Raw genomic sequence first — 21682 nt, 5'->3', positions numbered from 1 at the left:
ATGAAATTTCGCTCATTATTGAATTTAACCGTTCTCTCTGCAGCTTTAGTTGTCTCTGCTGCATCTTACGCTTCTGCCAAGGCTGATATTGTTGATACTGCAGTAGCGGCAGGCAGTTTCAACACACTGGTGACTGCAGTAAAAGCGGCTGATTTGGTCGATACCTTAAAAGGTACTGGCCCTTTTACCGTGTTCGCGCCAAACGACGCAGCTTTTGCCAAGGTGCCGGCAGCAGATTTAGAGGCCTTGCTCAAAGACAAAGCCGCATTGGCTAATGTGCTGACCTATCATGTGGTGGCAGGTAAAGTGATGGCTGCAGATGTGGTGAAATTAACCTCAGCAACCACAGTACAAGGTCAGGATTTGAAAATTGCAGTCGAAGAAGGTGTGGTTTATGTAAACGGCGCTAAGGTGATCAGCACTGACATTGAAACCAGTAATGGTGTTATTCATGTGATTGATGCTGTTGTCTTGCCAAAATAACCCGTTTCGCAAACTGACTGAAAAGGAGCCTTGTGCTCCTTTTTCTTTTATATCTTTTTGCTGGAGGCAGCTGCATTGACAAATCCACTGCTGTTAAACTCACGGTCTATTCAAGTTTGGTTTGGTCTTCACAAGGAAGATGGCTGTGATGAAAACGCTGCTTTTTGTGGCTTTGTTATGGTGTATATGCTGTGAAGCGTCTACAGGGCAGGCTGCTGTAGTGTGGATGAAAAATGGTGACAGATTAACTGGCACTATCACCCAGCAGGACAAAAAAATTGTATTTCTGAACTTGCCTTATTCAGGACAAGTACAATTACCCAGAACTCAGATTGATCGTATTGAGCAGCCAAAAATAGCGGCTATTGAAGTGAAGCCTGCTGCTGTCCCTTCAGAAGCTGCGGTGGTAAAAAACCAGCCAGTCAGACAGTCCAGTGTAGATTTAACAGCGGGCAAAAAGCGCAGTAGCAACAGCACGGATAATCTGGGCTTTAAAACTGCATTTGAGCAACGTGATGATAATTTGCGATTGACCTTTGATGGAAAGTACGATTACGAAACCAGTAATTCGCTGAAGAAAACCCACAAATACCTGTTGAATCCCGGTGCCGACTATTTTTTTCAACCTCAGCTGTTTTGGCGTAATAAACTGGATTACGCTCAGGATTTTATTGCCTCAGAATACAAAAATGTCGATTTAAGTTCAGGCCTGGGTTACAGCTTTTATGACACGGCTGAGCTTAGAGTAGAGCTGATAGCTCTGGCCGGTATCAAACGGACTTACTTCAAAGATACGGCCGGGTTGGAACTGGTGCTGGGGGACAGGCAAAGTCTGGATTTTCGCCATATTCAGCTGGAGTGGGATTTGCGTTATGTATGGCCCGGCAGCAGTTTTGAGCTTTTTAACGAAGGCAGTTATTTAAAGCCAGTGAATCAACCCGTGAGTTTTCTCAAATTTAAGCAGGATGTGAATTTGAGTACGGGCCTGAGTTATTACCTGACGGAACGTATTCGTTTGTCATTTTCTGTGGATTTTGACTGGTCAAAAATTGATTTGGTGTTACCACAGGATCAGGTGATTCCTGTCGACAGTCGCGATTTACATCAAAAACTCAGCATAGGAGCCAAATTCTGAGTGAGTCCACCTAAGGCAGAGTTTTAGCTCTGCCTCTCCATGGCTGTTAGTTACCGATAAGCTCAGATGCAATCCGAAAACTGGTTTGCCGTGCTTTTGGGTCGTGCATCATGCTGGTGAGCATCAGTTCGTCCGGATGGGTTTGTTCAATAAAATCCAGCAAACCTTTTTTCACTTCAGCCGGATTGCCTATCACTGAACAAGCCAGAGCTTTTTCAACATAAGCTTTTTCATGCGCTTGCCAGATGTGGTTCATATCGTCGACTGGTGCTGGTAATAAACCCGGTACACCCCTGACTAAATTGACAAACTGCTGTTGAGGTGAGGTAAACAGATGCCGGGCTTCTGCTGTAGTTTCTGCGGCAAATACATTCAGCGCCAACATCAGATAGGGTTTTTCCAGTTGAGCCGAGGCTTTAAATTCTTTGCGGTATAAAGTTGCAGCCTGAAACATCATGGCGGGGGCAAAATGGGACGCAAAAGCAAAAGGTAAACCCAAATGAGCGGCCAGTTGAGCTCCATATAAGCTTGAACCTAAAATCCATAAAGGTACATTCAGGTTTTGCCCCGGTACCGCTTGCACCAGTTGATCGGCTTTGACAGGACCAAAATACTGTTGCAGTTCGAGGATATCTGTTGGGAATTGATCTTCAGTTTCCATTCTATTGCGCCGCAATGCCCGGGCGGTTTGCTGATCGCTGCCTGGAGCCCGGCCTACGCCTAAATCGATGCGGTCCGGATACAAAGTAGCCAAAGTTCCAAACTGTTCTGCAATAACCAAAGGTGAATGGTTGGGTAGCATAATGCCACCAGCCCCTAAACGAATACGCGAAGTAGCAGCAGCTAAGTGGCTAATCAACAAAGAGGTCGCCGCACTGGCGATGCCCGGCATATTGTGATGTTCAGCCAGCCAGTACCGCTTGTAACCCAAAGTCTCTGCCAGTTGCGCTAGGGCTTTGCTGTTGGCAAAACTGTCGGCAACAGAACTGCCAGAAGAGACAGGGGCTAAATCTAAAATAGAAAAAGGGATCATCGGTGCTCCGCTATGCTGTGATTACATACCGATTGGTATGAAACTAATGCAGCAATGGGTGCAGTACCTTGTGGATTCAAGTCTTGTGATCTATTTAGTCGGATTTTGCCGCCCGATGCTTTATTTTTTGCGGTGAAGTGCTGCAAACAGGCTTAGGGTTGTGACAGATCAACGAACAACACAAAAATTCAGCTATGCTGGGATCAAATACCTAAGAATATGAATTATGGCCGGATTTGACCTCACACTGGCGCAAAACTTTTTGATTGCGCTGCTTATTGGTGCCTTGGTTGGCATTGAGCGGGAAAAACACAAACACAATGATCACCCCGGCTCTTTTGCCGGAGTCCGTACTTACATTTTGTTTGCTCAATTGGGGGCTGTCAGTGCCTGGTTGTCTGTGCATTTGCAAACGCCATGGTTGTTTATTGCGGCTTTGTCGGCTGTTTCTGTGACAGTACTCTGTGCTTATTATCTGGAAAACAAAGTCAAAGCTGTGGCTTTGGGATTAACCAGCGAGTTGTCTGCTATTACCGTGTGTTTATTAGGCGGCGCTGTCATTTTTGGTTTTTCAGAAATCGCCGTCTCTTTGGCTATTTTCACTTCGGCTATTCTGGCGTTTCGGGAGCCTTTGCATGGCTTGATCAGCAAAATTGGTGCTGATGATCTGTATGCAGGCCTGAAATTGCTGATTGCCAGCTTTATTGTATTGCCCTTGTTGCCGAATGAAGCAATAGACCCCTGGCAGGCACTCAACCCTTATAAACTCTGGTTACTGGTGATATTAATTTCTGCTTTGTCTTTAGTGGGTTATATAGCTGTACGTTCTTTAGGTTCAGTTAAAGGCACCATGATCACTGCTCTGACTGGTGGGCTGGTATCATCCACAGCTATGACCTTAAGTTTTGCCCGCAGCAGTCAAATCGAAAATGATAGTGGAGCCGCTAACCGGCTGGCAGCTGGCATTTTAATGTCCTGGCTGGTGATGTTTGGCCGCGTGATTCTTATTGTGACTGCTATATCTGTGCCTTTAATGCAGCAACTGTTATGGCCTTTAGTGGGATTGGCTTTAGTCACCGCAGTACTGGCAATTGCTTTTTTTCTGGCCAGTCACAGACTGCAATCCGCCTCTGTTGCTACTGCTGTGCCTGTGAATAATCCTTTTAGTTTATGGTCGGCTATCCAGTTTGCTTTGTTGTTTGCGTTGGTACTGCTGCTGGTTAAACTGGCTGAGCATTATGCACCAGGTCAGGGTTTGTATTGGCTGGCTGCTCTGGCGGGTTTAACTGATGTGGATGCTATTAGTTTATCTCTTGCCGATTATGCCAGTCGTGGTCAGTCTGTTCAGCTGGCGGCTACTGCTATTGGCATCGCTATCTTAAGTAATTCTTTGGTGAAAACAACCATGGTATGGGTGGCTGGAACTCAAAACCTTGCACTGCGAATCTCTGCAGCCATGCTGGTGCTGAGTCTGGCGGGATTGCTGTTGTTTCGTTTTTCTTGAGTGGTCTGCATGAAGCTAACTACGCAGAAACTAAGTTTCTGTTAAGTTTGAACAGGCAAAATTCAGCAAGCAAGTAAACACAGAGGTGGTTATGTCGGTTTCACAACAAAGTTACAGTGCCTGGATGTTGCGTTTGCATTGGCTGACGGTCCTGTTGATCATTGCTATTTATGCCAGCATTGAGTTCAGGGTGATCTTTGTAAAAGGTTCTTTGGAGCGTGACTTGATCAAAGAAGTACATTTTGTGCTGGGCTTAAGTTTATGGTGTATTACGTGGCTTCGCTTGTTGGTCAGGCGTTTTAGTCTTATTCCTCTGATCGAGCCGGCACCTAAAGCAGCTGTTTTAAAAATCGCAGCTTTGATGCATGCTGCGCTTTATGTATTTTTACTGCTGATGCCTGTATTAGGTTATCTGCTATTAAGTGCTGCAGACAGCATCATCCCTTTTTGGGGTGTTCAGTTGCCTGCATTGATAAAGCCGGATCCTGATGTAGCGGCCTTTATTAAAGAAGTGCACGAGCTTGTGGGTAAAACAGGCTACGTTTTTATTGCTTTACATGTTTTGGGGGCCTTGGCACATCACTATATTGCTAAAGACAACACATTAAAGCGTATGTTGCCCGCTTTATTCAGTACAAAAAGTTAAAACAGGTTGACTCAAAGCTTTGAATTGTCTTAACTCAGGCCCTCTGACGTGAGGCTGTATGAGCAAAGCAACAAAACCATCTGAAATTACCTTGCCACCCAAAGATTTGGGGTGGGGGACAGTGCTGAGTTTTCTGATTGAAAAATTTCATCGTATTGATGCTGCCACCTGGCAACAACGAGTTGCTGATGGCAAAGTCTATTGGTTTGGTGGCGAATTGATTGACGCAAACACCGCGTTTTTACCCAGTCGCCGCGTCTGTTATCACCGTGAAGTGCCAGTTGAGCCTGTGATTCCTTTTACCCATCAGATTTTGTATCAGGATGAGCATATTATTGTCGCCTGCAAACCGCATTTTTTACCCGTGACGCCAGGCGGTGAATTTGTTAACGAATGTCTGCTGGAAAGAGTGAAGCGTGATACGGGGTTGCACGATGTGGTAGCAGTGCACAGACTGGATAAAGAAACAGCAGGTTTGGTGCTGTTTTCTGTCAACAGCCAAAGCAGGCCTTTGTATTATCAACTCTTTGCGCAAGGGCATATCCGTAAAAGTTATCAGGCGGTGGCCAGGTTATCTGAAGAACTTCAGCAACTCGAATTGCCAAATCGCTGGCAGGTTAAAAACCGGCTGGAAAAATCAACTCCGGCTTTTTTAATGCAATCAGTGGATGGGGAAGTGAATGCCTTTTCCAGCCTGACGCTGGTGGAAAAACGCGCTGAACTTGGATTATTTGAACTTTGCCCCCATACAGGAAAAACCCACCAGTTGAGGTTACATATGCTGTCTGTGGGTTGCCCTATTTTATTTGATAAATATTACCCGGTGTTGTTGCCGAAGCAGCAGCTGAATTTTGCCGAACCTCTGCAATTATTGGCAAAACGATTAAGTTTTGTTGACCCAGTGACAGGTCTGGATCATCAGTTTGAATCACCCCGCCAGTTGCAAAGCTGGCCTGTTATAACCGAATCGAAGGAAAACTAATGTCTAAAAAAGTGTATTGCATCGCTCAGTTTTTACCTAAGCCAGGCAAAGAAGCTGAACTCTTTAAAGTGCTGCAAGGTTTAGAGGCCAATACCTTACGCGAAGATGGTTGTCTGCAATACAGAGTGACCCGTCATATTTCAAGCCCTTTTGCTGAAGGTAAAAGTTTTCCTATTGTCTTTAATGAAATCTGGACTGATATCCAAAGCTTTGAAGCCCATTGCCAGCGTAATGAAATTAAAGACTTTTTCCAGACCTGGTGTCTCGCTGAAACAGGCTTAGCTCAGGACTGGAATGTGTGCATTTACAGCGATGAGCCGGAAAATTTTGACGCGCCACAATTAGGTTAAGCTCTATAAGGCGGATGTCAGAACTTGTTGCAGCAGTTGCATACCTTGTTGCTGCTGTTGAGTGCTGGTGCCTGAACTATGGTTTTGTAATAGCACCAGCGTCAGGTTTTTCTCTGGCAGAGTCAAAATAAACTGCCCACCAAAACCCCAGGCCAGTTGCGCCTGTTGTCCTGATAGGGTGCCCAACCACCATAAATAACCGTAGTTTGTCAGGTTCAGGTTGCTGAGTTGGTTGCGTCCTGTGCTGTGTGGGCTGGCTGCCAGTTGTAACCAGTTGGCAGGAATAAGCTGCTGCTGTTGCCAGCGTCCTTGTTGCTGCAACAATAAACCGATTTTAGCCAGATCCCGCGCGCTGATGGTTAAACCTGCTCCGCCGTTTATGTATCCGTCCTCAAGTAATTCCCAGCCCGCGTTGGAGATCCCCAAGGGGTCGAATAATTCCTGTTGCGCATAATCAGAAGTCGACATCGCTGTCGCTTTTTGCAAGATCACCGACAATAAGTGCACTGCTGCTGAGTTGTAGTTAAAACTGGTGCCAGCCGCGCTACTCATCATTCGTTGCAGTACATAACGAGTCGGATCTGCCGACAATACCCAGTTGTTATATCCAGCAGTGGTGCTTTCATCCCAGCTAATGCCTGAAGTCATAGTTAATAAATGCCGGATCCGGATATCCGCTTTGTCAGTCAATAAAGTCGCATAGTCGTCACTCAGAAAATCTGTGATAGGTTGTTCGACACTTTGAATATGGCCTTGTGAGATGGCTTTACCAATCAATAACATCATCACAGTTTTGGTGACAGAACGGGTTTGTAATAAATCAGAGGCAGTTTTGCCATGGTAATAGGCTTCTCCGACTAATAAACCATTACGTACTACAACCATGGCATACAGAGAGGGTAAGTTTTGCCCATCCTGAAACGCCTGGTTCAAAGTGGTTCTGTTAAAGTGTTCTGCTTCGGCTGTACTGCTTTGCCAGCCATTGCCTGCTGTTACTTCCCATACGACTCTGTTACCTGCGGGAGGAGGGATAGTGGGACTTGTATTGCCTGATGATCCACCGCCACAACCTGATAGCAGCACCAGAGCGAAGATGTTCAATACAGCTTTAAACATAAAGCTACTCCTGTTGCAGTTGGCTTGGTTGGTCTATTTGAGGCGTGAACAGTATCAGTATGACAAAGTTCGCAGACACAGAAAAACTTTAGCAGGCAGAATTGCAGTCGTCATAACAGTTTTATGCAGCGTGTTTTGCTAAATGCGCTGAGACTCATTGCGAAGCAGAGCTGCGATAAAATTAAAACGACTGAAACTGCCTTGTGTTTTTATGTTTTAGTCGCAAATCCATAGTTTAGGGTTGGGGAAAGATAAAGTGAGTCTTTATCATAACGGCCTCTTAAGTTGTCTGGCCCTGATGATGTCAAAACCTGTATTTAAAAAACTGCCTGCCCGCTTTATGGCTTATATAATGCCGCTGATTTTATCCATTATTATGAGCTGTATTGTGTCTTTGATCAGCACCTTAAAAAGTACCGGTTTTGGCGGTTTTGAGCTGAATATCTGGTTGGCGGCCTGGGCTTTATCCTGGGTAGTGGCTTATCCGGTGTTGTTGCTGGTTTTACCGCTGGTGCGAAAACTAACCAGTTTTATTGTGGAAACGCCTTAAGTCTGCAAGCCCTCCTGAAGCGCATAAAAAAGCCGGTTATTACACCGGCTTTATGCTTTGAAAGTGTCTTAAGAACCTATTACGCCACCATCATCTTTGGTGACAATCACGGTCGCTGAACGTGGTCTGCTGCTGCCGTCGTTCGCTGGCCAGTTACTGGTAAACTGGGTTGGGGTAGAGCGGTCACCCGGATGCTGGACGTTAACAAACATAGTTTTTAGATCTGGGGTAAAAGCCAAGCCTGTGACTTCTGCATCTACCGGGCCGACAAAAAAGCGTTTTATAACGCCTTTTGCAGGGTCAGCCACCAGCATCTGGTTATTGCCATAAGGGCCTTCGCCTTGCTGAGAACCACTCATATCGGTTTGGATCCAGAGTAAACCGTTTGCACTGAACATTAAACCGTCAGGGCTTGCTAAATGATTGTCTGCTGTTAAAGTCAGGTTGCTACCAGGTGTTGTGGTGCCAACATCACCAGCCAACAGGAAAATATCCCAACTAAAACTTAAACCCGAAGTTGCGGCATGTTCTTTCCAGCGAATGATATGGCCAGTGGCGTTATTAGCGCGTGGGTTAGAGGCGTCAATCTGTTCTATGGTACGACGGGTATTATTGGTCAGCGTAAAATACACTTCACCCGTCGTTGGATGCACTGCACCCCATTCAGGTCTGTCCATTTTTGTAGCGCCTGCAATATCAGCGGCCAAACGGGTATTTAATAAAATGTCGGCCTGGCTGTCGAAGTTGATACCAGCAGCAGCGGCTTTGGTCATCAGGGTTTCGTTATTGAAATCCAGAGGCAACCATTCTCCTGAACCGTCAGCGTTAAACTTAGCGGCATACAAAGTTCCATCATTCAATAAATGACCGCCCGCCGTCGCTTTAAAATAGGCTGCATTGGACACGTACTTGTAAATGTATTCGAAAGTGGAGTCATCACCTGAATAAACAGTGATCGGTTGACCTTCCACTACAGGGCCAAAAATGACGCCTTCGTGGCCAAAACGGCCTAAAGCTGTGCGTTTTTGTGGCACGCTGTCTGGATTAAATGGGTCAATTTCTACTATCCAGCCAAAAGTATTGGGCTCGTTACGGTAATCTTCAGTGGCATCAGCTCCTATACTGGTTGCATTAAAGCGCTGATATTGCTCTGCACCTGAGTCTGCGGTTTCCCAATAATAACGGCCATTTCTGCTGCCTACGCCATAACGTTTATGCTCGCGTGGCTGGGTCGCATCGGCATTCATAAAATAACCAGCCCAGTTTTCTTCGCAGGTTAAATAAGTACCCCAAGGGGTAAATCCATTACCACAGTTATTTAAAGTACCGCGGGTGCGGGTGCCGTCCTGACTGTATTTAGTCACCACTTTGGCATCACCACGCACAGGACCTGTGATATCCATAGGAGTTGCACCTGTGATACGGCGGTTTAGCGGGCTGCCTTGCACCAGTTGGAACTGGCCTTGTGCATCTTTTTTGATATGAGCCACAGTGACGCCATGGGCCGCTACTTCTTTACGAACTTCGTCTGCAGGGCGGGGTAAACCTGTTGGACCCATAGGGTGTAATACATTGGCGTCCAGATATTCATGGTTAAATACCAGTACACCTTCGTCGCTGTTTTGGTTGCTACTGCGCGCATCTAAAGGGAAAAAATGCATACCATCGTGGTGAGCGCCCACTTGCTGTTCCATGTCGGCACCAGTATTACTGCCGTCAGCCAGATAAGCAGGGTAACTACCCGAGACTGGTGTGCCCATAGGTAAAAAAGCACGGGCTGTGTAACCAGTTGGCACTGTAATATCATCCAGGCGGTTAGCTGCAATAGCGGCAAAACCTAATAACACAGGCGCGGGTTCTGGTTTTATTCCAACAGGGCCTGTGACTGGTTCAGCTGTATCACTGCTGCAGCCGACTAAAGCTGTGCCCATAATGGTAGCTATGGCTGCGCCTAAAGAGCCTTTTAAGAAGCTGCGGCGCGAGGCCAGTACGGACTGAAAATCAGGGTTATCTGAAAAGTTAGTTTGTGGATCTATACCCGAATTATCTATCTGGAAGTTTTTGTTCTGCATTTTGACTCCGATGTCGGTTGAATTAGAAATCTGCCGCGACATTAGAGCTGTTGTTTGTTTCAGTAAGATTACTTTTTGTTAATGAAATGAAGGGCAGTATTTAACTTTATAGATAAAAGCGACTGAACGCAGGAAAAACGCGGTGTAAGCTGATTACACCGCGTTCCGGTTTTTAATGGTGGGCCTTGCTGGCACCACCACTGCCGTCCGGTAAACTGATCCGCACATTTTGCATCATGCCCTGATCTTCATGATCCAAAATATGGCAATGCAAAACAAAGTCGCCTATGTAACGCTGATATTTAGTTCGCACTATCACTTTGTAAGATTTCCCCAGAGCATTTTTAACCCAGAGTGTGTCTTTCCATTTGCCTTTCATGCCTCTGTATTGTGGATCGGGGAATTTTTTGCTGGTGTCAAAGTCATCCACTGCATCCTCTGCACTGACATCTTTACCATTCGGATCCAGCACTGCGACCACCTGAAACGGATTGACGTGAATATGAAATGGATGGCTGGCCAGTTTTGACGTTAAGATCCACTCGTCGACGTTGCCTAAAATCAACTCCCGGTCAATACGACCAGGCTGATAAGGCTCGCCATTGATTTCGAAGCGGGTGGGTTTTGCCTCGGTATCGATATTAAACTCCAGAAGTTGCTTGTTTTCTGTTGCAGGCAGATCCTGATGTGGCACAAAGTTGCTCAGTTTCAGGCCAGCCTGTAAGTCGGAGATCACTGCATTTTGCATATCCGGGTTGATATTGATTTTAGCGCTTTGAATGAGTTGCTGACCAATAGTTGAAGTGACAGGTCCTGAAACTGCTGCTACCTGCACTATACCCAACAGTTGAGGTTCAGAAGGTGTTTGATCCACATTGGCTGAAGCTGCTGCGGCATCGTCAATCACGCAGTATTGACCGCCTTCAGGAAACATCATCAAAGTGTCCCAGCGATAACCAGGTTGAAGTACAGTCACTTCAGTGGAGTCAATTTCGGCCAGTGTTAAACCATCTGCAGCGATTTGATGTTGGGGGACCAGGGCACCGGTACAGGATTTTTGCAGTAATTTTTGCTCATCTGCAGCAGAGATCTGGCCTTGTAATGGTGAGCCTGTTAATTTCACTACTTTTAAATTGATGCTGTCGCGTACACCTGCATGCACCATACGCCAGCGTTCAATCTGGCCTGCTTTAGCATCCGCAAAAAAGGGCTGAACTGCACCATTAATACTGGTGTAACGGCCTGATTTACTCCAGCCGCCCGGGCCAAATCCATCGTAATTCAGTATTTCACCTATATCACCCGGATCACAAATATAAGCACCATTGGCATCCATTTTCAGCACAGGTTCTTGCCCAGGTTTTTTGATGTAACAGCCATACTGGATTTGCTGGAACACCATAGTGCGTTCTTTAAAGCTTTGGTTGGCGGAACTGGTTAACAGCAGATCGATGTCGCCAGTACGGTTTTTGGTGGGCTGACGAGTGCCCTGAATAATTAAAGCGCCAGCCATACCACTTGCCACCTGAATAGCTGTAGATCCATGACGGTGCGGGTGATACCAGAAGGTGCCAGCCGGGTGGTCCGCCGGAATATTGTATTCGTACTGAAACGATACTGTAGGGTTAATTGAAATCAGCACATTGTCGCTGTTACCCGCCGGATTAATCCACAAGCCATGGGTATGCATATTGGTGCCATTAAAGCAGTGGGGGTCATTCACGCCCTGACTGTGGCTGATGCAACTGGGATCTGGATCCAGTTTGTTATGTAAAGTGGCCCTGATGGTTTCTCCCGGAAAAACCCGCAGAGTAGGAGCCACAAAAGGTGCTTTGGGATCAACCTTACTGCCTTGATAGCTGCGTAAATTTACTTGATCCCAACTGCTGGTATTAGGGTTCCACAACTGACTGCGGGTGAGCATAACGTTCCAGTCCAGGCTTGCCTCGTCTGGTTGAGGTGCTCCGGCTTGTTGTTGAGCTTTGGTCAACAGCGGCAGGATTGCTCTTTTTATTTCTAATAAAGGCGGGTCCTGCAAAGGGCGGGGTTGTTCTGCGCTCAGTGCAAAACTGCTTGTTGCCATACTGGCCAAAGCAAGGCTTACAGCATGGCGAAGTAAAAAATGCGACATAAAATCTCCTGTGTGAATTGAATACAACAAAACCCTGAGGCTTTGTCTAATGCTTAAATTAGTGAGCTGGAGCTGTGTCCAGACGAATTTGACCTGGAGTGACACCATGTTGACTGATGCTCCACTGCGACGGATTGGCGGAAAAATCTTTTAGGCTGACAGGATAAAAACCCTTGGCTGCGGGGTGTTTTTGTGAGCAGAGCTGGGGACATACACAAATCCTTTTGAGTCATGGTGAACTAAGATCCTGAATAAAACTTGCTGATGAGAAGTTTTTTCGGAATTCGCTACAAAACCATAGTCCCTTTTTTTGATAAATCAAATGCAGATGAATTTATTTCAGTTGTTGCAGGCGAACGCCAGAGCAGTACGTCATTCCTTGCCGGACTGGCAGTGGCTGTGGCAGGGGGATGGATGGTTGGATCAACAGCAGTTGCTGAACTTGCTCTGTAATAATGCTAAAACCAAGCGCAGTGTTCAGCTAAGTTTGGCCAGATAAGCCGGTACTATTTTAGCGGCAAGGCCATAATAACCTTCAGCAAAGTCGCCACGGGTGGCTTCCATATTCAGCTCAACCGTATGAGCGCCCGCCTGCGCTGCAATTTGTACAAAACCTGCTGCAGGATATACCTGGCCTGAAGTGCCAATGGATAGAAATAAATCGGCCTGCATCAGTGCATCTGCGCATTGATCCATCTGATAAGGCATTTCACCAAACCAAACAATGTCGGGTCGAAGTGGCTGTGGGGTTTTGCAGCAATGACATAAATCTGTGGCTGTTACATCTTTTAGCCAGCTTTGATTTTTGCCTGACAGAGGGCATTTTACTTTTTGCAACTGGCCGTGCATCGCAATGACATGCTCTGATCCTGCTCTTTGATGCAGATTATCCACATTTTGTGTGATCAGTAAAAAGTTGCCGCCTTTGGCTTTATGCTGCAGTTCAAATTGCGCCAACGCCAGATGAGCGGCATTGGGCTTTAATTTAGGGTCTAACAGTTGAGCACGGCGTTGATTATAAAACTGCTGCACCAGGGCCGGATCCCGGGCATATCCTTCAGGTGTAGCCACATCCTCAATTTTATGGTTTTCCCATAAACCATTATGATCACGAAAGGTTTTAATACCAGACTCCGCCGATACCCCAGCTCCGGTTAGCACTACTATGTTGTTAAATCTCATACATAAAAGCCTTTATTGCTGCCTTTGCCTGAACACTTTAGCTGCATCTTCATCTACATACAAAAGCTGTCATCAGCTTATCTTGTTGGATACAAAGTGTAACTGATAAGCACAGACCGCAGGTTAGCCAATAAAGAATAAAAGTGCTGTGTGGTTGTTTATTGAACGATAGGACTTATGGGTTTTAATTTATTTTTTATTATCAATAAATAAACATTTGAATTTTATTTATAACAAATGTTTTAATGCTGGCGAAAAGGAGGGTCAACAACGTGACTAAAAACATCATCATTCTGGTATTAGCGTTTTTAAATATTGGGTACGCACAAGCATCCTGTGTCGAACTAAGGGAAAATAGTGAAATTACCTTGTCAACTGCTTCGCGCAGTGATGGTGAAATCTGTATTCAATTGCGTGATTTGCATTCAACAGAAACTTATTTTTCAGCCGACAATTTAATAGCTGGCTTAAACTCTGTGGCTGCAGCAGGTTATACCGCGACATTGCAACTGGGCAATGGCACAGTGATATACAGTAAGACGCTGTTTTCTGAACCCGATATTATCAAAGTGGCCTTACAGCAGCACGACAAGGCCATTTTAAAGCTGAAAAAATCGCCCGACGGCAATCATCTTGACTACAACTTTCATATTATTAATAACCGTGAAACTCAGGGTCTGAGCACTATTTCAGTCACTGTAAGTGCCAAAGCTAAAAGTAATGCAGCGCAGCTTCCACCACAGGAAAAGCAGGCGGCGGTGCTCTGATATGGGCAAGTTGCAGTGTGTGGTATTTTTCGCATGGTTTGTCTAACTGCCAGTATTTGCTGACCGCTTGTAAATTTCATTCCTCACCTTAAAAAATCCAGGCCTGATGCAAAATAAAGATCAGGCCTGGTTTCGCTTTATTTATCACTGGTGTGTTTTGCCAGCAGGAGATGTAAACAAATGAAAATCAATTTTTTAGCAGGGCTCGCTTGTTGCCTTCTGCTTAGCAGCTGTAGCGAAAGGCGCGATGTGGATGAAATGACTCAGCATTTTCAGTTGCATCAGGATAAGTTTAAGCAGCTGGCCGCTGCTGCCTGCAGTTTAAAAGCCACACTTAATACAAAGTTTCATCGCTACGATATAAATACAGCAGAGCAGTATCCGGCAGAGCTAGCGCCTTTATTAAAACAGCTGGACCAGTTATTGGCAGACGTAGACAAAGAAGATATGGCGCTGCTACAAGAAGGCACTGCTGAATGTTCGCTGATTGTTACTGAATGGTCTTCCTTTTTTGCCGGAGAAGGCGCTTATATGGCTTATAGTTACCAGCCGGCTGTTATCGCTGAGTTTAATCCCGATATTCATATGGAAGGTAAAAGAAGTACCACAGAAAAAATTTATTTTACTAAAGCCTTAGCCTATGGCTGGTATATCGAATATTTAAAGCAGCCTTAACATTGTAAATAGTCCAGCTTGGTATAGCCCCGGCAGATAGCAGCCATTTGTCTCTGAATGCCGTTTCACTTTTATCGTTTTTATTGTGTCCTTAGTTTGACTCTGTTATGTTCTGTTTCACTACTGGTATACCAAAGCTATAGTAAAGAGGCTGTGGGTGGTTGTTTGCTTAGTTTGTATCGAATAACCAGCTTCATAGGGTAGCCAGGCGTGCAACAGTATTTGGTAGTGCAGTTCAACAGATCCAACCAGGAGTAGTATGCCAAGCCCGTCGTTAGCCTCGTTGAGTGATTATATTGATCAATTACTTGAAGCTATTTGTGTGGTGGACGCCAATGGCCATTTTTTGTATCTGAGTTCTGGCTGTGAGCGGATTTTTGGCTATAAAAGCACAGAAATGATAGGCCGGCCTATGATCGAATTAGTGCATCCGGAGGATAGGGAGCGTACTTTATCGGCCGCCAGCGAAATTATGGCTGGGGATCAGAAAATCGATTTTGAAAACCGTTATATCCGCAAAGACGGTCAAATTGCTTATATCCAGTGGTCTGCCCGCTGGTCTGAAGATCAAAAAGTGCGGGTGGCCGTGGCCCGCGATATCACCAAACATAAACAACTGTTAGAGCAGTTGCAGCATATAGCCTTTTACGATCCTTTGACTCAATTACCCAACAGAGCTTTATTCGAAGACAGGCTGCAACAGTCATTAGCACGCGCCAGGCGTGAGCAGGGCATGTTGGCTTTATGTTTTGTGGATTTAGATAAATTTAAAGAAGTGAACGACCAGCTTGGCCATGCAGCAGGTGACTTGTGCTTAAAAAAAGTAGCAGAACTTTTATTGTTTTCAGTGCGTGAAACCGACACAGTGGCCCGTTTAGGTGGTGATGAGTTTGTTATTGTGATGGATGCGGTGACGGATCAGGCTGCTGTGTTAAGCGCTTTACAAAGCCTGCAGACTAAACTTCAGCAGCCGTTTTTATTTGAACAGCACCCACTGCAATTGTCCGCCAGTATTGGTATCGCATTTTTTCCACAGCATGGTCAGGATCAAAGCAGTTTGTTAGCGGCCGCTGACAGAGCTATGTACAGAGCCAAACATGCAGGCGGCAATCAGCTTTGGTGTGTCACAGAGTTACTGGATTCAGCGGGCAAAAATTTCGGTTAGTTTCACTCTTATTGCTGTTAAACTTTTGTTTTTCAAACGCTATTGAGTGTTGTGTTTCATGTCATTACCCCGTCGTCTTCACCGTTTTTTAGGCTGGTGTTTAATTTTGCCATTTTGTATCTGGGCTTTCACTGGCCTGGTATTTTTTATTAAACCTGGTTATCAGGCTGCTTTTTCCTACCTGACCGTTAAAACTTACCCCATCAGCACTACAATTCAGATCCATCCGCAACCCGATTGGCAGGAAATTAAGCTGCTGCAAAGCGTGTTCGGTGTGCATCTGCTGGTCAAACAATCGGATGGCTGGCAGCAGTTGAACCCGCAAGACTTCACAGTCCGTCTCCAGCCTGCAGATGATGAACTGCAATTGCTGCTTAAAGATGCAATCAGCGTCGATCCTCAGCGTTATGGCGAACAGCTGCTAAAAACAGATCAAGGTTATGTGACAGATACAGGGGTACAAATTCAACTGAACTGGGCCAGCTTAAGTCTGTCGCAACAAGGCAAAGATACTGAGTTAATTAACAATTTATACAAAGCCCATTACCTGCAATGGACAGGATATAAAAGTCTGGATCAGGCAGTGGGTGTGCTTGGATTACTCCTGCTGCTACTCACCACTGTGCTGGGGATTCGATTGCTGATCCGCCGTCGTTAAAGATGAATAAGAGCCTGCAGACCAGGCGTACCGATCGCCATTTGATTTAAATTTGTTGCAAACGAGAATGATTCTCGATAGCATGAATGCTATGTCAACAGAGTGCGATAAACACTTTATTGTACTGCTGTGGTGGATCCTTGCCTCTTTGCACTGACTCCACTTTGAATTTTTCAGATCAGAGTATTCAACAATGACGATTTAAAACTGTCTGTTGGGTCTGCTTAGATCTGTTGTCTGGTTTTAGTCTGGTGGGAAAGTGGTGAAAGGATCTGTTGTGTTGTTTTTTCTGGTGTTGATGCTGCATTTAAGCTTAGTTGCTGCAGTCGTCACCAATGCAACAGAACCACAAGCTAAAGCTGTGGAAAAGGCCATTGAAGGCGTGATTATTTCAGCTCCTGCAGCACCAGTGCCAGACAAGCCAAAACCCAGGCCTGTTTTATCTGAACAGCTGAAAAAGCCGAAGCCAATACCACCGAAGCATAAAAAAGCCGAAGCTAAAAAAGCAGTAGCGAAACCCAAACCTGCTCCGGTCAAACCTGCCCCAGTGGCAGAAGCTTCTCCCACTGCCGTCAGTACGCCAGAACCTCTTGCACAAGTAGCACAAACCAAAGCAGTTCCTGAAACTCCAGCACCTGAACCCCAAACCAGTCCACCTGTAGCTTCAGCCAGCAAAGTTGTGAATAAAGCACCACTTTATCCGATGTTGTCGCGCCGCCTGAAAGAACAAGGCACTGTGTATTTACAGGTACTGGTGCTTAAAAACGGCAAAGTAGGGCAGTTAACACTGAAACAAAGTTCGGGCTTTTCCAGGCTGGATCAATCGGCTTTAAATACGGTACGCAGCTGGACTTACCAACCCGCTTTGAAACTGGGGCAGCCGATAGATTTCTGGTTTGTGCAGCCTGTGGTTTTTAACTTAAATTCAATCAATTAGAGAGTTCATCATGCAAGAAAATCCCTATGGTATTGCCGCACTCTGGGCTCAGGGTGACTTTGTTATTAAGGCTGTGGCTGTGATGCTGTTGTTGATGTCCGTCGCCAGTTGGACTGTGATAGTGATCCGGGTCATCAGTTTATGGCGCTTAAAAAGCATCAGCAGAGCCAGCAATGATTTTTGGCATGCCCATAGTTTTGCTGAAGGGCTACGGATTTTAAGTTCGGCCGACTCCGCAGCAGGGCCTATGAATCCGTTCCGTTATATGGCTGACGAAGGCCAGGCCGCTTTGGATCATCATCAAAGTCATCAACAAGATTTACATGGTCACTTACCTTTGACTGAATGGCTGGTGTCCTGTCTACGGGGTGCTATAGATGAAAGTGCAGAGCAGATGCAAAAGGGCTTGGCCATTTTGGCCTCTGTAGGCTCGACTGCTCCTTTTGTTGGTTTATTTGGCACAGTCTGGGGCATTTATCATGCGCTGGTGGGTATAGGTGTTTCGGGGCAGGCCAGCATAGATAAAGTCGCAGGCCCTGTAGGTGAAGCGCTGATCATGACGGCTTTTGGTCTGGCTGTAGCCATTCCTGCTGTACTGGGCTACAACGCTTTGCAACGTGGCAATAAAGAAGTGCTGAATAAAATGCAGCGTTTTGCCCATCAGTTACACGCCTATTTTCTGACTGGGGCAGCCCCCAAAAGCAGCAGAGTGGTGGTGCCATTAAAGGAGGCTAAATAGATGGCTTTTGGTGGTGGTTTAGACTCAGACAACGAAGTGATGAGCGAAATTAATATGACACCACTGGTGGACGTGATGCTGGTGTTGCTGATTATTTTTATCATCACAGTGCCGGTGATCACTCACAGTGTGAAGGTCGATTTACCACGTGTCAGCAATGAAAAGCAGGAGGTTAAACCTCAAACTGTCACTTTAACGGTCAAAGCCGATGGCGCTGTATTTTGGGACGATCAGCCCATTGATGCTGCTCAACTGGAGTTAAAGCTGGCAGAGCAGGCGCAACAGCTGCCACAGCCTGAAGTCCATATTCGGGGGGATAAAGCAGCTCCTTATGAGCATGTACTCAAAACCATGGCTACTGTGCAGCAATCGGGTTTGCTTAAGTTAGGTTTTATTAGCGAGCCAGCCAGCTAACCGGGCTGTTTCTCTGTTCGGTTTTTTACATCAGTTACATCAATAAAATTAAATTGCATGCAATTTAATTGTTAGGCATTATGTTTTTACTTTCAGTGAGCACTGAAGCCCGAACAGCAGAGCGCAACAGAGGAGCATATGATGCCAAACCCAATTTTTGATTTAGCAGTGACCAATATCAAAGGCCAGCCAGTGCAGTTAAAAGACTACCAGGGCAAAGTGCTGCTGGTTGTGAACACCGCCAGCAAGTGTGGTTTTACGCCGCAATACAAAGGCCTGGAGGAGTTGTATCAAAAGTACAAAGATCAGGGCCTGGAAATTTTAGGTTTTCCATGCAACCAGTTTGGCAAGCAGGAGCAGGGTAATGAAACTGAAATCAGTGAGTTTTGTGAACTGAACTATGGTGTGTCTTTTCCAATGTTCGGCAAAGTTGATGTCAATGGCCCGGACGCTTCGCCTTTATTTAAAAATCTGAAACAGCAAAAACCAGGTTTGTTAGGCTCAGAATCTATCAAGTGGAACTTCACTAAATTTCTGATCGGCCGTGATGGTAAAACGATTTTACGCGCGGCACCACTGACCAAACCTCAGGATCTGGAAGCCGAAATTCAGCAGGCGTTAGCAGCAAATTAGACAGTGGAAACCTATGCGAAATCGGGGCGACCTTTATGGTCGCCCGTCCAGTTTTCCAACCCATATATTACAGACAGTAAATAATTGCCTGGAGCATATTGTTAACAGCTTCAGCTGGCCCGAAGGGCATTTTACAGGGATGTAAAATTAAAAAAATCGCCTGACGACAGAGGTGTAGTCAGGCGTAAAATACACAAGGCTGGGAATGGTGGAGTAAAAGACCTGTCGCTTTTACAACCTGTTCAGTCTTACAACTAGAACGCAGCAGAGTCTGCACTTTTTTTGTTTTATGTACCTTGATATAAAACAATAAAAACCCAATTTTGCTGCCTTCTGCCCCTATCCGCTTTTACTTCTCTCCCAGCGAAAAAAAAATGGTGCAAAAGCCAGATTTAATTTTTTTCGTACTGAAAAATGTGGTGACCACCAAAACTGATAGATCAGTGCTTTCAGCTGTTGAGCAAGTTGGTCAGGAAAGCTTTGCTGATTTTTGTTATTTAACTGGAATTTGTACAGTAAATAAGCCAGATGAAACAGCAATAAATGACGCCAAAGCTCTGGCATTGCAGGGTAAGAGTTCTTTAACTGAACATCGGTAAAAAAGCGCTGTAATTGCTGCTGATGTTGTGCTTTTACGTTAAAAGAAGCACTGGCACTATGCTCTCGGTAGCCATACAGCGGCAAACGCAAATGATAAATATGTCCTGCAGCCTCATATAAAGAAGGCATAGACATTAAATCCTCACAAAAGGCAATGCCCGCTGGGAACTGAAAGTTGGGTGCCATTCTTCTGCGATATACCCTTAAGCAGGAAAACCAACGACTGGCTTTATATACTTCGGTAATGGCTTTGTTTTTTAACAACCAACCGGCGTTACGATGCAGATAACGTGGTTTGGCATGGTTCAGTTCAGATATGTCCTTAAAACCTTTATAACCCAATTCAATCAAATCGGGTTTGTGCTGCTGGATCACGCTCAGTAGCTGACTGATGTAACCGGGTAGTAGTAAGTCGTCCGCATCAATAAAGCCAATGTATTCTCCAGTCGCATGTTTTATCCCCTGATTTCTGGCGACACTGACACCGCTGTTTTGTTGACACAACAACAGATAACATTGTGGTATCGCCGAAGAGCCTATGTGCCGTTGTGCCAATTCAAGGCTGCCATCTGTGGCACCATCACAGATCAGGACCACTTGTATTGCTTCTGTCAGTTGTACTTCAATAGAGTGAAGTAGCTCAGCAAAATAGTGGGCGGCATTGTAAAAAGGAACAATAAGAGATAACAAAGAACCTGATCGCATACTAGGCTACCTATAGGATGAGAATAGGGGAAATGCGAGTCTATCAGCAGGTTGGGGGGCTCAGAATAAGGGGTAACAGTTAGTCACTAAACTGTTAAATTCTCTTACATTCAGACGCTTCTTGTAACAAAAACAGGAGCGGTTTCAGTAATGCAATCTCTGGAATCACAGTGTTTCCACTGCAGGCTTAATCTTTGCTGCTTTTGCACTTGCTTTAGTCTGAAGATTTTTGAACACTAGCCCGCTGTTTTCTGCATTAATCAGGTAGTTATGAAAAGTCTGCTTCATCCCGCTGTCGATCAGCCGACTAAAGGGATTTTGTGTATGTTGCTGGCCGTGGGCATGTTTTGCGCTATGGATGCCTGTATGAAACAGCTGACGCAGTATTATGCTCCCATGCAGATCACCAGTTTGCGTGCCTTGTTTGCCTGGCCCTTAATCGTCATCTGGCTAGTCACAACCAACAGAGTGCAGCATTTACTGAATTCGCGCTGGTCTTTGCATCTGCTAAGGGCAGTGCTTGGCATCGTCATGTTGTCCGCTTTTGTTTATGCCATTCAGACCTTATCGCTGGCCGATGCTTATGCCATCTTTTTTGCAGCCCCTCTGTTAATCACCGCTATGTCAGTGTGGTTTTTAGGTGAGCATGTGCAGCTGCGCCAATGGGTTGCTATAGGCATTGGTATGCTGGCTGTGCTTTTTATGCTTAAACCTGAAGGTGATCAATTGTTGAGTTTAGGAGCGCTGGCGGCTTTGGTTTCAGCGCTTTGTTACGCCATTTCCGCTATTACGGTTCGGGTATTATCCCGCACTGACAATAGCGGCAATATGGTGTTTTGGCTGATGACTATGATAGGCCTCGGCGCTGGTGCTTTAGCTTATCCCCAGTGGGTGTCGATATCCTCGGATCATCTGTGGTTATTAGCGCTGATGGGTTTAAGTGGCGCTATAGGTCAGGTGTTTATTACTGAGGCTTTTCGTTTAGCGCCAGCTTCAGTGATAGCGCCTTTTGAATACACAGCACTGGTATGGGGTTTAGGCTTTGATATCCTGCTTTGGCAGTTATTTCCGGGTTTATCTATGTTGATTGGCGCTGGGGTTATTATGGCGTGTGGTTTGTATTTATGGGTACAGGAACGTCGTTGATCTAACCTCTATGATACAGCTTTGAACACCAGCCGGGCAGGGCAAGCCCGCTCCTCCAT

At 45.6% G+C, this 21682-nt stretch carries 23 protein-coding genes; 17 read left to right on the top strand and 6 right to left on the bottom strand.

Going from position 1 to position 21682, the window contains the following annotated elements:
* Entirely contained in the window at positions 1-483 is a 483-nt protein-coding gene (locus RHEIN_RS04315; RefSeq protein ID WP_008897754.1) for a fasciclin domain-containing protein, read from the top strand.
* Positions 484-631: 148 nt separating this feature from the next.
* On the top strand, positions 632-1618 hold the full coding sequence (locus RHEIN_RS04310) for a DUF481 domain-containing protein (RefSeq protein ID WP_008897753.1): 987 nt from the start codon (positions 632-634) through the stop codon (positions 1616-1618).
* A 46-nt stretch (positions 1619-1664) separates the two neighbouring features.
* Here RHEIN_RS04310 and RHEIN_RS04305 read toward each other — a convergent pair whose 3' ends face one another.
* Positions 1665-2651, bottom strand: a complete 987-nt coding sequence (locus RHEIN_RS04305) for an LLM class flavin-dependent oxidoreductase (RefSeq protein WP_008897752.1) — start codon at positions 2649-2651, stop codon at positions 1665-1667.
* Positions 2652-2877: 226 nt separating this feature from the next.
* Here RHEIN_RS04305 and RHEIN_RS04300 point away from each other — a divergent pair, with 226 nt between their 5' ends.
* From RHEIN_RS04300 to RHEIN_RS04285, 4 genes are all read left to right on the top strand, one after another.
* A complete protein-coding gene (locus RHEIN_RS04300) occupies positions 2878-4155 on the top strand; it encodes an MgtC/SapB family protein (RefSeq protein WP_008897751.1) in 1278 nt (425 codons plus the stop codon).
* A 91-nt stretch (positions 4156-4246) separates the two neighbouring features.
* The gene (locus tag RHEIN_RS04295; protein ID WP_008897750.1) at positions 4247-4801 is read left to right on the top strand and encodes a cytochrome b; all 555 of its coding nucleotides are present in this window, start codon (positions 4247-4249) and stop codon (positions 4799-4801) included.
* 58 nt (positions 4802-4859) lie between these two features.
* Positions 4860-5783 carry a pseudouridine synthase gene (locus tag RHEIN_RS04290; RefSeq protein ID WP_008897749.1) on the top strand — a complete coding sequence of 308 codons (924 nt, stop codon included), beginning with the start codon at positions 4860-4862 and terminating at the stop codon, positions 5781-5783.
* Positions 5783-6133, top strand: coding sequence for a putative quinol monooxygenase (locus RHEIN_RS04285; protein WP_008897748.1), 351 nt, complete (start codon positions 5783-5785; stop codon positions 6131-6133). The genes RHEIN_RS04290 and RHEIN_RS04285 overlap by 1 nt, the downstream gene beginning before the upstream one ends.
* A gap of 3 nt (positions 6134-6136) precedes the next feature.
* Here the strand turns inward: RHEIN_RS04285 and RHEIN_RS04280 are convergent, their stop codons facing one another.
* The gene (locus RHEIN_RS04280; RefSeq protein WP_008897747.1) at positions 6137-7249 is read right to left on the bottom strand and encodes a serine hydrolase domain-containing protein; all 1113 of its coding nucleotides are present in this window, start codon (positions 7247-7249) and stop codon (positions 6137-6139) included.
* 256 nt (positions 7250-7505) lie between these two features.
* On the opposite strand from RHEIN_RS04280, the gene RHEIN_RS04275 reads away from it, so the two are divergent.
* Positions 7506-7799: a DUF2798 domain-containing protein gene (locus tag RHEIN_RS04275; protein ID WP_237704331.1), complete on the top strand. Its 294-nt coding sequence runs from the start codon at positions 7506-7508 to the stop codon at positions 7797-7799.
* A 68-nt stretch (positions 7800-7867) separates the two neighbouring features.
* On the opposite strand, the gene RHEIN_RS04270 is transcribed toward RHEIN_RS04275, so the two are convergent.
* Positions 7868-9871 carry a PhoX family protein gene (locus RHEIN_RS04270; protein ID WP_008897745.1) on the bottom strand — a complete coding sequence of 668 codons (2004 nt, stop codon included), beginning with the start codon at positions 9869-9871 and terminating at the stop codon, positions 7868-7870.
* 172 nt (positions 9872-10043) lie between these two features.
* Entirely contained in the window at positions 10044-12002 is a 1959-nt protein-coding gene (locus tag RHEIN_RS04265) for a multicopper oxidase family protein (RefSeq protein ID WP_008897744.1), read from the bottom strand.
* Between the two features lie 328 nt (positions 12003-12330).
* Here RHEIN_RS04265 and RHEIN_RS21025 point away from each other — a divergent pair, with 328 nt between their 5' ends.
* Positions 12331-12501 carry a hypothetical protein gene (locus RHEIN_RS21025; RefSeq protein ID WP_158005466.1) on the top strand — a complete coding sequence of 57 codons (171 nt, stop codon included), beginning with the start codon at positions 12331-12333 and terminating at the stop codon, positions 12499-12501.
* Here RHEIN_RS21025 and cobB read toward each other — a convergent pair.
* On the bottom strand, positions 12480-13184 hold the full coding sequence (cobB, locus tag RHEIN_RS04260; protein ID WP_008897743.1) for a Sir2 family NAD+-dependent deacetylase: 705 nt from the start codon (positions 13182-13184) through the stop codon (positions 12480-12482). The genes RHEIN_RS21025 and cobB overlap by 22 nt on opposite strands.
* Positions 13185-13456: 272 nt before the next feature.
* On the opposite strand from cobB, the gene RHEIN_RS04255 reads away from it, so the two are divergent.
* The 8 genes from RHEIN_RS04255 (at position 13457) to RHEIN_RS04220 (ending at position 19172) form a co-directional block, all read left to right on the top strand.
* Complete coding sequence (locus RHEIN_RS04255; protein ID WP_008897742.1) at positions 13457-13951, top strand: hypothetical protein; 495 nt, start codon at positions 13457-13459, stop codon at positions 13949-13951.
* A gap of 180 nt (positions 13952-14131) precedes the next feature.
* Positions 14132-14626: a hypothetical protein gene (locus RHEIN_RS04250; protein ID WP_008897741.1), complete on the top strand. Its 495-nt coding sequence runs from the start codon at positions 14132-14134 to the stop codon at positions 14624-14626.
* A gap of 259 nt (positions 14627-14885) precedes the next feature.
* Positions 14886-15791 (top strand): diguanylate cyclase domain-containing protein, encoded by a 906-nt coding sequence (locus RHEIN_RS04245; protein ID WP_008897740.1) that lies wholly within the window; start codon positions 14886-14888, stop codon positions 15789-15791.
* A gap of 58 nt (positions 15792-15849) precedes the next feature.
* On the top strand, positions 15850-16449 hold the full coding sequence (locus RHEIN_RS04240) for a hypothetical protein (protein ID WP_008897739.1): 600 nt from the start codon (positions 15850-15852) through the stop codon (positions 16447-16449).
* Between the two features lie 262 nt (positions 16450-16711).
* On the top strand, positions 16712-17386 hold the full coding sequence (locus tag RHEIN_RS04235; protein WP_139056402.1) for an energy transducer TonB: 675 nt from the start codon (positions 16712-16714) through the stop codon (positions 17384-17386).
* Positions 17387-17396: 10 nt separating this feature from the next.
* Positions 17397-18125 (top strand): MotA/TolQ/ExbB proton channel family protein, encoded by a 729-nt coding sequence (locus RHEIN_RS04230; RefSeq protein ID WP_008897737.1) that lies wholly within the window; start codon positions 17397-17399, stop codon positions 18123-18125.
* Positions 18126-18539: an ExbD/TolR family protein gene (locus tag RHEIN_RS04225; RefSeq protein ID WP_008897736.1), complete on the top strand. Its 414-nt coding sequence runs from the start codon at positions 18126-18128 to the stop codon at positions 18537-18539.
* 141 nt (positions 18540-18680) lie between these two features.
* A complete protein-coding gene (locus RHEIN_RS04220; RefSeq protein ID WP_008897735.1) occupies positions 18681-19172 on the top strand; it encodes a glutathione peroxidase in 492 nt (163 codons plus the stop codon).
* A 339-nt stretch (positions 19173-19511) separates the two neighbouring features.
* Here the strand turns inward: RHEIN_RS04220 and RHEIN_RS04215 are convergent, their stop codons facing one another.
* Positions 19512-20477 (bottom strand): glycosyltransferase family 2 protein, encoded by a 966-nt coding sequence (locus RHEIN_RS04215; RefSeq protein WP_008897734.1) that lies wholly within the window; start codon positions 20475-20477, stop codon positions 19512-19514.
* Between the two features lie 270 nt (positions 20478-20747).
* Here RHEIN_RS04215 and RHEIN_RS04210 point away from each other — a divergent pair, with 270 nt between their 5' ends.
* Positions 20748-21623, top strand: a complete 876-nt coding sequence (locus RHEIN_RS04210; protein ID WP_008897733.1) for a DMT family transporter — start codon at positions 20748-20750, stop codon at positions 21621-21623.
* Positions 21624-21682 lie beyond the last annotated feature (59 nt).

Origin of the sequence: Rheinheimera sp. A13L, from assembly GCF_000217935.1 — a bacterium.
GTDB lineage: Bacteria > Pseudomonadota > Gammaproteobacteria > Enterobacterales > Alteromonadaceae > Pararheinheimera.
The sequence above is the reverse complement of the archived record's forward strand: the minus strand, read 5'-3'. Positions and strand labels throughout refer to the sequence as shown.

Excerpts from the sequence above, each read along its gene's own strand:
- RHEIN_RS04315 (WP_008897754.1), top strand. The coding sequence starts at position 1 with ATGAAATTTCGCTCATTATTGAATTTAACCGTTCTCTCTGCAGCTTTA.
- RHEIN_RS04310 (WP_008897753.1), top strand. The coding sequence starts at position 632 with ATGAAAACGCTGCTTTTTGTGGCTTTGTTATGGTGTATATGCTGTGAA.
- RHEIN_RS04305 (WP_008897752.1), bottom strand. The coding sequence starts at position 2,651 with ATGATCCCTTTTTCTATTTTAGATTTAGCCCCTGTCTCTTCTGGCAGT.
- RHEIN_RS04300 (WP_008897751.1), top strand. The coding sequence starts at position 2,878 with ATGGCCGGATTTGACCTCACACTGGCGCAAAACTTTTTGATTGCGCTG.
- RHEIN_RS04295 (WP_008897750.1), top strand. The coding sequence starts at position 4,247 with ATGTCGGTTTCACAACAAAGTTACAGTGCCTGGATGTTGCGTTTGCAT.
- RHEIN_RS04290 (WP_008897749.1), top strand. The coding sequence starts at position 4,860 with ATGAGCAAAGCAACAAAACCATCTGAAATTACCTTGCCACCCAAAGAT.
- RHEIN_RS04285 (WP_008897748.1), top strand. The coding sequence starts at position 5,783 with ATGTCTAAAAAAGTGTATTGCATCGCTCAGTTTTTACCTAAGCCAGGC.
- RHEIN_RS04280 (WP_008897747.1), bottom strand. The coding sequence starts at position 7,249 with ATGTTTAAAGCTGTATTGAACATCTTCGCTCTGGTGCTGCTATCAGGT.
- RHEIN_RS04270 (WP_008897745.1), bottom strand. The coding sequence starts at position 9,871 with ATGCAGAACAAAAACTTCCAGATAGATAATTCGGGTATAGATCCACAA.
- RHEIN_RS04265 (WP_008897744.1), bottom strand. The coding sequence starts at position 12,002 with ATGTCGCATTTTTTACTTCGCCATGCTGTAAGCCTTGCTTTGGCCAGT.
- RHEIN_RS21025 (WP_158005466.1), top strand. The coding sequence starts at position 12,331 with ATGAATTTATTTCAGTTGTTGCAGGCGAACGCCAGAGCAGTACGTCAT.
- cobB (WP_008897743.1), bottom strand. The coding sequence starts at position 13,184 with ATGAGATTTAACAACATAGTAGTGCTAACCGGAGCTGGGGTATCGGCG.
- RHEIN_RS04250 (WP_008897741.1), top strand. The coding sequence starts at position 14,132 with ATGAAAATCAATTTTTTAGCAGGGCTCGCTTGTTGCCTTCTGCTTAGC.
- RHEIN_RS04245 (WP_008897740.1), top strand. The coding sequence starts at position 14,886 with ATGCCAAGCCCGTCGTTAGCCTCGTTGAGTGATTATATTGATCAATTA.
- RHEIN_RS04240 (WP_008897739.1), top strand. The coding sequence starts at position 15,850 with ATGTCATTACCCCGTCGTCTTCACCGTTTTTTAGGCTGGTGTTTAATT.
- RHEIN_RS04230 (WP_008897737.1), top strand. The coding sequence starts at position 17,397 with ATGCAAGAAAATCCCTATGGTATTGCCGCACTCTGGGCTCAGGGTGAC.
- RHEIN_RS04225 (WP_008897736.1), top strand. The coding sequence starts at position 18,126 with ATGGCTTTTGGTGGTGGTTTAGACTCAGACAACGAAGTGATGAGCGAA.
- RHEIN_RS04220 (WP_008897735.1), top strand. The coding sequence starts at position 18,681 with ATGCCAAACCCAATTTTTGATTTAGCAGTGACCAATATCAAAGGCCAG.
- RHEIN_RS04215 (WP_008897734.1), bottom strand. The coding sequence starts at position 20,477 with ATGCGATCAGGTTCTTTGTTATCTCTTATTGTTCCTTTTTACAATGCC.
- RHEIN_RS04210 (WP_008897733.1), top strand. The coding sequence starts at position 20,748 with ATGAAAAGTCTGCTTCATCCCGCTGTCGATCAGCCGACTAAAGGGATT.